This window comes from Thermoanaerobaculia bacterium (assembly GCA_035717485.1).
Taxonomy (GTDB): domain Bacteria; phylum Acidobacteriota; class Thermoanaerobaculia; order UBA5066; family DATFVB01; genus DATFVB01.
In genome coordinates this window covers 1-9,775 of sequence record DASTIQ010000182.1, presented here as the reverse complement: position 1 = coordinate 9,775, position 9,775 = coordinate 1, and the positions used below count along the sequence as shown (strand labels likewise).

The following is a 9,775-nucleotide window of genomic DNA, read 5'->3' as shown; positions in this document are numbered from 1 at the left end:
GGCGCTCGTTCTCGCGCTGCGGGCGATTGACACCGCGGCGCGAGCGGGCGGACAATAACGCGATTCCCATACTCCCCGGCCGAGGAGGCGCCCAGGTTGGCATTCGAGGACGTCAAGAAGGTGTGGATGAACGGCGAGCTCGTCGACTTCGCCGACGCGAAGATCCACGTGTTCTCGCACGTGATCCACTACGGCTCGGGGGTCTTCGAGGGGACCCGCTGCTACCGCACCGAAACGGGTCCGGCGGTCTTCCGGCTGCGCGACCACACGGATCGCCTCTTCGCGTCCGCGAAGATCTATCGGATGGAGATCCCCTTCTCGAAGGAAGAGATCGACGAGGCGGTGCTGGAGACGATCCGCGCGAACGGATTCGAGGCCTGTTACATCCGGCCGATCGTGTACCGCGGCATGGGGACGCTCGGCGTCAATCCGTTCAACTCCCCGATCCAGGTGGCGATCGGCGTCTGGAAGTGGGGGAAGTACCTCGGGCCGGAGGCGCTCGAGAACGGCGTCGACGCGTGTGTGTCGTCGTGGAACCGGATGGCGCCCAACACGTTCCCGGCGATGGCCAAGGCGACGGCGAACTACATGAATTCGCAGCTCATCAAGATGGAAGCGCTCACGAACGGGTACGCCGAAGGGATCGGCCTCTCTCCCGACGGCACGGTCGCCGAGGGAAGCGGCGAGAACCTGTTCCTCGCCCATCACGGCCGGCTGATCACGCCCCCGGTCGCGAGCGCGGGGCTCCCCGGGATCACGCGGACGACCGTGATTCGTCTCGCGCAGGACGCCGGCATCGAGGTCGTCGAGCAGGTCGTGCCGCGGGAGATGCTCTACGTCGCCGACGAGGTGTTCTTCTGCGGAACCGCGTCCGAGATCACCCCGATCCGTTCCGTCGACCGGATTCCGGTCGGCAGCGGGAAGAGGGGCCCGGTCGTCGAACGGCTGCAGAAGGATTTCTTCTCGATCGTCGAGGGGCGCACCCCCGACCGCCACCGCTGGCTGACCCCGGTCCGGGTCGCCGCACCGGCCGGCGTTCGCGCGTGAGCCGGCGGAAGGAGCGCGGCTCCCCGTTCCCGATCGATTTTCCGGCGCGCTCCGCCGCGCCGCTTCGGGGATAGACCCCGGGAAAGGCCACTCGCCATGCACATCAACGATCTCCTCCGGATCGCGGTCGAGCGGAAAGCCTCCGACCTCCATCTCAAGGTCGGCGCCTATCCGGTCATCCGCGTCGACGGAACGCTCACCCCGCTCGTCGAGCTGAAGCGGCTCATGCAGGAAGACACGATCGCGATGGCCTTCTCGATCATGAGCGCGCGGCAGAAGGAGAAGTTCAAGAACAACTTCGAGATCGACATCGCGTATTCGGTGCCCGATCTCGGCCGCTTCCGCTGCAACATCTTCCAGCAGCGGGGGACCGTCGGCCTCGTGCTCCGCGTCATTCCCTCGCGGATCCTCGCGGTCCGGGACCTCCTGCTCCCTCCGGTGATCGAGCGGATCTGCAGCGAGCAGCGCGGCCTCATCCTCTGCACCGGAACGACGGGATCGGGCAAGTCGACGACGCTCGCCGCGATGATCGACTACATCAACGCGACGCGCAACGAGCACATCATGACGGTCGAGGACCCGATCGAGTTCCTGCACCGCGACAAGAAATCGATCGTCAACCAGCGCGAGGTCGAAGTCGACACGAAAGGGTTCTCGATCGCGCTCCGGAGCGCGCTGCGCCAGGACCCCGACGTCATCCTCGTGGGCGAGATGCGGGACTACGAGACCGTCGAAACGGCGCTCACCGCCGCGGAGACCGGTCACCTCGTGCTCTCGACCCTCCACACGCTGGACGCGACAGAGACGATCAACCGCATCGTCGCGATCTTCCCTCCGCACCAGCAGAAGCAGATCCGGCTGCAGCTCGCGGCGGTGCTGAAGGCGGTCATCTCCCTCCGGCTGATGCCGCGCGCCGACGGGCTCGGCCGCGTTCCGGCGGCGGAGATCCTGATCTCGACCGCCCTCGTGCGCGACTGCATCGAGAACAAGGAAAAGACGAAGCTCATCAAGGACGCGATCACCGCCGGCACGTCGCAGTACGGAATGCAGACGTTCGACCAGTCGCTGTTCGGCCTCTACAAGTCGGGTTTGATCACCCTCGACGAAGCGATGAGGCGCGCGACGAACCCCAACGAGTTCCGCCTGAAGCTCCAGGGGATCCAGTCGACCTCCGACGTCGCCCAGGAGGAGATGGACTCGGCGCTCCAGGCGCCGGCGGAAGCCGATCCGCTCTCGGAGGAATCGCCCTTCGACTTCTCCAACCAGCTCCCCGGAACGCCCCCGCCTCCGCCGTTCTCCGGGAGGAGATGACCGCTTTTCGCCGCCGGCTCGCGCGGGCGGCGAGCGCCGATTCTCGGGAAGAGTGCCGGGCGAGGGCGGTGCGCCTCCTGACCGTCCGGGCGCGATCGCGCGAGGAGCTCCGCCGATCGCTCGAGCTGCGGGGTTTCGCCGCGGAAACGATTCGCGAGACGCTCGCCGCGCTCGTCCGCGACGGGAGCCTGAACGAGCAGGCCGCGCTCGAATCGTTCCTCCTGAACCGGGAGGAGCGCTTTTCGCGGGATCGGCTCCGGACCGAGCTCCGGCAGCGGGGCTTCGCGAAGGAGGCCGTCGACGGCGCGCTCGCCGCGCGGTCGGACGACGACGAGCGGGCACTGATGGAAGCGCTCTTCCGCCGGCGGTCGCAGGAGCTCGCGAACCTTCCGTCCGATCGCCGCCGGAAGAAGATCTTCGATTTCCTTCGCCGGCGCGGCTTTTCGCCCTCGGCGATCTTCGACGTCATGGGGGAGACCGAAGAATAGTCCCGGGTCGCGACTCGTCCCGTCGGGAGTCGGGACGGCGGCCTTTCGACTCGCGACTCGCCGGAAACGCGCGGCGATGCAATCGGCGGGCGTTTCTGACAGGATACGCGGTTCGGAGGCGGAGACGACGTTGGATTCCCGGGAGATTCGCGAGCGGTTCCTGAGGTTCTTCGAGGCGCGGGGCCACCGCCGCGTGCCGTCGTCGTCACTCATCCCGGCCGGGGACCCGACGCTCCTCTTCGCCAATGCCGGGATGAACCAGTTCAAGGACGTGTTCACCGGGCGCGAGAAGCGGGACTACCTCCGCGCGACGTCGTCGCAGAAGTGCGTCCGGGCGGGCGGGAAGCACAACGATCTCGACAACGTCGGCTATACCGCGCGCCACCAGACCTTCTTCGAGATGCTCGGCAATTTCTCCTTCGGCGACTACTTCAAGGAAGACGCGATCCGGTTCGCCTGGGACCTGCTGACGGATCGGAAGACCGGATACGGCCTTCCCGTCGAACGCCTCTGGTTCACGGTCTACACGACCGACGACGAGGCCGCGGAGCTCTGGAAGAAGGTCGGGGCCGCCGGGGACCGGGTCCTGCGCTTCGGCGAGAAGGACAACTTCTGGGCGATGGGGGAGACGGGGCCGTGCGGGCCCTGCTCCGAGATCCACTACTACCGCGGCGACGACCCCTCCGATCCGGAGAAGAACCGCGCCGACCTCGTCAACGGCTCCGGCGACGAGACGATGGAGATCTGGAACCTCGTCTTCATGCAGTACGAGCGCGACGAATCCGGCGCGATGACGCCGCTCCCCAAGCCCTCGGTGGACACGGGGGCGGGGCTCGAGCGGATCGCGTCGATCCTGCAGGGCGCCAACAACAACTTCGACACGGACCTCTTTCGCCCGATCATCGGCCGCATCGAGGAGATCGCGGGGCGGCGGTACCGCGGCGGGATGGAGGTCGACGACGCGCCGTTCCGCGTGATCGCCGACCACGCGCGCGCCGCGACGATGCTGATCGCCGACGGCGTGATCCCGTCCAACGAGGGGCGCGGGTACGTCCTGCGCCGCATCATCCGGCGGGCGCTCCGGTACGCGCGGCACCTCGGGGTCGAGCGGCCGATCCTGGGCGACCTCGTCGGGGCGGTGATCCAGGGATTCGAGGGCATCTACTTCGCCGCGGACTCCGGCGCGCTGCGCGGACGGATCGCCGGCGACCTCCGCGCCGAGGAAGAGCTCTTCGGACGGACGCTGACTTCCGGAATCGACCGCATCGGCGAGGAGATCGAGGCCATCCGCCGGACGGGAGGATCCTCGCTCTCCGGGGAGATCGCGTTCCGGCTGTACGACACGCACGGCATTCCGCTGGACCTCATCGGGGAGATCGCGCAGGACGAAGGCCTGCAGGTCGACGTCGACGGATTCGAGAGGGCGATGGACGCGCAGCGCGCGCGGTCCCACGCCTCGGCGAAGTTCCAGGCGGCCGACGCGAACGTCTTCGGGACGCTCCCGCTTCCCGACGTCCATTCCGAGTTCCGCGGTTACCCCGAGCAGGATTTCGTCCGGCTTTCGGGCGCGCGCGTCGTCGCGATCGTCGAGGACCGGCAACCGTCCGGCCGCCTGTCCGCCGGGGAATCGGGCGAGGTCGTCACCGACCGCACGGTCTTCTACCCGGAAGGGGGCGGCCAGGTCGGGGACGTGGGAACCTGGTCCTGGCCGGGAGGCGCCGCGGAGGTCACCGACGTGCGCCGGCCGGTTCCCGGGCTGATCGCCCACCGGATCGAGGTGAAGGAAGGGGAGCTCTCGATCGGCGACGCCGTCGACATGGAGGTCGACGAATGGACGCGGCGCCGGACGCAGGCGAACCACACCGGCACGCATCTCCTCCACGCCGCGCTCCGGAACGTGCTCGGCGAGTCCGCCCGGCAGATGGGTTCGCTCGTCGCCCCCGATCGCCTGCGGTTCGACTACGCGGCGAGATCGCCCCTCACCCCGGACCAGCTCCGGGAGATCGAGGAACAGGTCAACCGGGAAGTGCTGCTCGACAAGCCGGTCGCCAAGGAAGTCGTCTCGCGCGACGAGGCGAACGCGAAAGGGGCGATCGCGTTCTTCGGAGAGAAGTACGGCGAACGCGTCCGTGTCGTGACGGTGCCGGGATACTCCGTCGAGCTCTGCGGCGGCTGCCACGTCCCGACGACGGGGGAGATCGGCGCGTTCAAGATCCTTTCCGACAAGGGGCTCGCCGCGGGCGTGCGACGCATCGAGGCGGTCACGTCGCTCGGCACCGTCGAGCTCCTCCGGAGGGACGAGGAGGTCCTGGGCGCGCTCTCGGCGGAAACGAAGACGGAACGCGAGAAGCTGCCCGAGCTCTTCCGCCGCGCGGAAGAACGGATCCGCGCTCTCGAGAAGGAGCTCGCCTCGCTGCGTCTGAAGGTCGCCACGGCGGGCGGGTCGGCCTCCGCCGCCGACGAGGGAGTGCGGGAGGTCGCCGGAGTCAAGGTCTGGACGCGCGAGGCGAGCGGACTCTCGCCGGGCGAGCTCCGGAACCTCTCCGATACGCTCAAGGGGAAGCTCAAGTCCGGGATCGTCGCGGTCGGCGGCGGCCACGAAGGGAAGACGGCCGTGATCGTCGCGGTGACCCCCGATCTGACGGCCCGGATCTCCGCCTCGGACATCGCCGCCCGGATCGGCCCGGCGCTCGGGGGCCGGGGGGGCGGAAAGCGGGACCTGGCGCAGGTCGGGGGGCGGGACGCCTCCCTGCTGCCGGCGGGCCTCGCGGCGGCGGTTTCGGCCGTCGAAGAGCTCCTGGCCGCCGCTTCCTGACCATTCGATCAGGTCTCCGGGGCTTCCGGCGTGGTATCCTCCGGTCCGGTTCAGACCGCCCATGAGGAAGAGTTTTCCGATCCTGCTCGCCCTTGCGGTATCCGCGTCCGCGTCGGCCGGAGTGCACCTGGTGACGCGCCCGGACGGCACGAAGGTCATCTACAACGACGACGTCGACACCCGCCGTTACAAGCCGATCCAGATGAGCGACGCCTGGCTCGCGACGCGGCGGGCCCGGCCCTGCGCGTACGACGACCTGATCGCCTCGGCGGCGACGGAGCACGCGATGGACCCGGCGCTCCTGAAGTCGGTGATGCTCGTCGAATCCGGATTCAACCCCGGCGCCGTCTCGCGCAAAGGCGCGCGCGGACTCATGCAGCTGATGCCGGCGACCGCGAAGCTCTACGGCGTGCGCAACATCCTCGACGTGCGGGAGAACATCGCCGGCGGCGCGCGCTACCTCAACTACCTGCTGAACCTGTATCGCGGCGATCTCGAGAACGCGCTCGCGGCGTACAACGCGGGCGAGGGCGCGGTCGAGAAATACGGCGGCATTCCCCCGTACGACGAGACCGTGCTCTACGTCCACAAGACGTTGACGGCGTACTACGGGAAGCCGTACCTCGGGGGCGGGTTCGGGCGCGCCACGACGCAGCGGTTCAAGGTCCTCGCCGATCTGTCCCCCGGCCGCCCCGTGCGCATCGAGCGCGACGCCGACAATCGCGTGGTGCTCACGACGGGTTCCGCCGCGGTCCTCCGCCGGCGTTAGGACCGTGGCGCACTCGCGGCGCGAGGCGCCGCCTTTCGACCAGGGAATTTTTCTCCTCCATCTGAACAAGGGACGCGAGGCGCTCCGCGCGGGGAACGTGGCGACGGCGCGCACCGAGCTCCAGACCGCTCTCTCGATCCGTCCCGCGGACGAGGACGTCCGGAACCTCCTTTCGGTCGTGTATTTCAAGACGGGCGAATTCGACGAGGCCGAGAAGATCACGCGGCGCCTCGTCGCGGAGAATCCCGACTCGGCGGTCCTCCGGTCGAATCTCGGCATCATCCTCGTCAAGAACGGCGCGATCGACGCGGCGGAGGCGGAGCTCCGCCGGGCGATCGAGCTGAAGCCCGACCACGCGAAGAGCCACCTGTACCTCGGATTCGTGTATCGCCAGAAGAGGAAGCTCGGGCTCGCGCTCGAGCATTTCGGCTTCGCCGGCGCCGATCGGCTCGTCGCGGAGCTCCAGGCGGAGTTGCGGCGCTCGTCGCGCGAGAGCGGAGAGCAGCGGACGGCGAAACCGGAGACGATGCTGGCGGACGCGGGAATGGGAGGGAGCGCGAGCACGACGGCGAAGCTCGTCATCCCGGCGGAGTTCCGAAAGCCGGCCGCGCCTCCGAAGCCGGCCGCACCGCCGAAGCCGGAGCCGCCGCCCCCTGCTCCCTCCGCCGCGCCGCGTCCGGCGCCGGGCCGGCTCTTCCGGATCCGGGACAACGGAACCGTCGAGATCACGTTCGAAGGCGAGGTCCTCGTCCGGCGCGGCACGGTCGCGTCGTACGGAGGCCGGATCGCGTTCGGCGCGGATCCGAGGCTCGCCGGGACGCGCGCGGAGGCCCTGCTCAGGGCCACGGGGAAAGGGTCGATCTTCCTCGCCGACCGCGGCCGGAAACCGATCCTCGTCGAGCTGGACGACGAATTCTTCTCCGCGGAGGGCTCCCGGATCCTCGCGATCGGTCCGACGCTGTCCTTCCGCTACGAGCCGATCCACGACTTCCCCCGCCGCCGCCGCGTCGACGTCCTGAAGATCTTCGGCAAGGGGGGGCTCGTTCTGTCCCCCGCGCGGGCGAGTTTCTCGATCGCGGTCTCCGCCGAATACCCCCTGAACGTCTCCTCCCGCGACCTCGTCGGCTGGTCGGGCAACCTCGTCCCGTCGGTGCTGCCCGACCGATTCCTCGACGAGGTCATGCTCCCCGACAGCGACGATCCGCCCAAGATCCGCTTCGAGGGGGAAGGCACCGTCCTCACGGAATCTCCCGCGTGAGCGGGTTTCCGGCGGAATCGGACCGCCGGAAGGCGCTCCGGATCGGGATGCTCGGCTGCGGGTCGGCGCTGCTGATCCTCCTCGTGGCCGGCTCGCTCGTCGGGGTTTTCGTCGCCCGGCATCCCCGGCAGCTGCGAGGAGCGCTCGGAGCCCTTTTCGCCGCGCTCGAGGATTCCCTCGAGAAGAACTTCACTCCCGACGTCTCCGCCGCCGACCGCCAGGAATTCCGCGCCGCGCGATCGCGTTTTCATGCCGCGTGGGACGCCGGGAAGATCGACATGACGACCGCCGACGCGCTGCGCCGGCGGCTCCTCCTCGAGTCGCGCAAGCCCCGGCTCGGACCGGACGACGTGCGCGAGCTGGCGCGGTATCTCGACCGCCTCGCGGCGACGGCCGCGCCGCCGGCGCGGGCCGCGTGACGGCGGGGAACCGTGCGCGTTAAGCGCATCCCGGGGTCCGCCGTCGAGCGCCCCGCCGTCCGGATCGACGGCGACAAGCCCGCGACTTTCCGCGAATCGCAGCGCCGGTCCCGCGGCGTGTTCCGCCTCGTCTCCGAATTCACGCCGCAGGGGGATCAGCCCGCCGCGATCGCGGCGCTCACCGAGGGCCTGCGCGCGGGGCGGAAGGACCAGGTGCTCCTCGGCGTCACCGGCTCCGGCAAGACGTTCACGATGGCGAAGGTGATCGAGGCCGTGAACCGCCCCACGCTCGTCCTCTCCCACAACAAGACGCTCGCGGCGCAGCTCTACCAGGAGTTCAAGACGTTCTTTCCCGAGAACGCCGTCGAGTACTTCGTCTCTTACTACGACTACTACCAGCCGGAGGCGTACGTCCCGCAGACCGACACGTACATCGAGAAGGAGACCTCCCGCAACGAGGAGATCGACAAGCTCCGGCTCTCGGCCTCGAAGGCGCTCTTCGAGCGCCGGGACGTGATCGTCGTCGCCTCCGTCTCCTGCATCTACGGCCTCGGAAGCCCCGAGTCGTACTACGACATGCTCGCCTTCCTCGAGGTCGGGGACGCGGCCGGCGTCCCGGCGCTGCTGCGGAAGCTCGTCGCGATGCAGTACGAGCGAACGAACGCGGATCTCGCGCGCGGGACTTTCCGGGTGCGCGGAGACGTCGTCGAGATCGCCCCGGCGTACGAGGACGCGGCCGTCCGGGTCGAGTTCTTCGGCGACGAGATCGAGAAGATCTCCCGGATCGATCCGCTGCGCGGCAGCGTCACGGCGCGGGTGCCCCGCCTCGCGATCTATCCGCGGACGTTCTACGCGACCCCGCGATCCGTCCTGGAGCTCGCGATGACCGACATCCGCACGGAGCTCGAGGAGCGGCTCGCGGAGCTGAACGCGGAGGACCGCAAGCTCGAGGCGCAGCGTCTCCACCAGCGCACGATGTTCGACCTGGAGATGATCCGGGAGCTCGGCTACTGCAACGGCATCGAGAACTACTCGCGGCACCTCTCGCGCCGCCGCCCCGGGGAGCCGCCGCCGACGCTCATCGACTATTTCCCCTCCGACTTCCTTCTGGTGGTCGACGAGTCGCACGTCTCGATCCCGCAGGTGCGCGGGATGTATTTCGGGGACCGGTCGCGCAAGCAGACGCTCGTCGACTTCGGATTCCGCCTGCCCTCGGCGCTCGACAACCGGCCGTTGACGTTCGACGAGTTCCGCGAGCGGATCGGGCAGACCGTCTACGTGTCGGCGACTCCCGCCGCCTTCGAGCTCGAGCAGAGCGGGGGCGAGGTCGTCGAGCAGCTCATCCGGCCGACCGGACTGATCGATCCGGAGATCGAGATCCGGCCCGTCAAGGGACAGGTGGACGACCTCCTCGGCGTCGTCCGCGAAGCGGCGTCGCGCAAGGAGCGGGTCATGGTGACGACGCTCACGAAGCGCATGGCGGAGGACCTGACCAACTACTTCACCGAGCTCGGCGTGCGCTGCCAGTACCTGCACTCCGACATCCAGACGCTCGACCGCGTGCAGCTGATCGGCGAGTTCCGCAAGGGCACGTTCGACACGCTGATCGGGATCAATCTTCTCCGCGAGGGGCTGGACATCCCGGAGGTCGCCGTCGTCGCGATCCTC

8 protein-coding genes are annotated in these 9,775 nt (G+C 68.8%); all 8 read left to right on the top strand.

All coding sequences use genetic code 11. From position 1 onward, the window contains the following. The first annotated feature begins 96 nt into the window (after positions 1–96). Positions 97–1,047: a branched-chain amino acid transaminase gene (locus tag VFS34_09675; GenBank protein ID HET9794719.1), complete on the top strand. Its 951-nt coding sequence runs from the start codon at positions 97–99 to the stop codon at positions 1,045–1,047. Between the two features lie 96 nt (positions 1,048–1,143). Beyond that, positions 1,144–2,358 (top strand): type IV pilus twitching motility protein PilT, encoded by a 1,215-nt coding sequence (locus VFS34_09670; GenBank protein ID HET9794718.1) that lies wholly within the window; start codon positions 1,144–1,146, stop codon positions 2,356–2,358. Continuing rightward, complete coding sequence (locus VFS34_09665; GenBank protein ID HET9794717.1) at positions 2,355–2,846, top strand: RecX family transcriptional regulator; 492 nt, start codon at positions 2,355–2,357, stop codon at positions 2,844–2,846. Before VFS34_09670 ends, VFS34_09665 begins: the two co-directional genes overlap by 4 nt. A 130-nt stretch (positions 2,847–2,976) precedes the next feature. Continuing rightward, on the top strand, positions 2,977–5,661 hold the full coding sequence (alaS, locus tag VFS34_09660; GenBank protein HET9794716.1) for an alanine--tRNA ligase: 2,685 nt from the start codon (positions 2,977–2,979) through the stop codon (positions 5,659–5,661). Positions 5,662–5,722: 61 nt separating this feature from the next. Further along, a complete protein-coding gene (locus VFS34_09655) occupies positions 5,723–6,430 on the top strand; it encodes a lytic transglycosylase domain-containing protein (protein HET9794715.1) in 708 nt (235 codons plus the stop codon). A 4-nt stretch (positions 6,431–6,434) separates the two neighbouring features. Next, a complete protein-coding gene (locus VFS34_09650) occupies positions 6,435–7,688 on the top strand; it encodes a tetratricopeptide repeat protein (protein HET9794714.1) in 1,254 nt (417 codons plus the stop codon). Continuing rightward, positions 7,685–8,107, top strand: coding sequence for a hypothetical protein (locus VFS34_09645; GenBank protein ID HET9794713.1), 423 nt, complete (start codon positions 7,685–7,687; stop codon positions 8,105–8,107). Before VFS34_09650 ends, VFS34_09645 begins: the two co-directional genes overlap by 4 nt. A gap of 117 nt (positions 8,108–8,224) precedes the next feature. After that, positions 8,225–9,775, top strand: a 1,551-nt coding sequence (gene uvrB, locus VFS34_09640) for an excinuclease ABC subunit UvrB (GenBank protein ID HET9794712.1), incomplete at its 3' end; no start/stop codon positions are given.

Excerpts from the sequence above, each read along its gene's own strand:
- VFS34_09655 (HET9794715.1), top strand. The coding sequence starts at position 5,723 with ATGAGGAAGAGTTTTCCGATCCTGCTCGCCCTTGCGGTATCCGCGTCC.
- VFS34_09670 (HET9794718.1), top strand. The coding sequence starts at position 1,144 with ATGCACATCAACGATCTCCTCCGGATCGCGGTCGAGCGGAAAGCCTCC.
- VFS34_09665 (HET9794717.1), top strand. The coding sequence starts at position 2,355 with ATGACCGCTTTTCGCCGCCGGCTCGCGCGGGCGGCGAGCGCCGATTCT.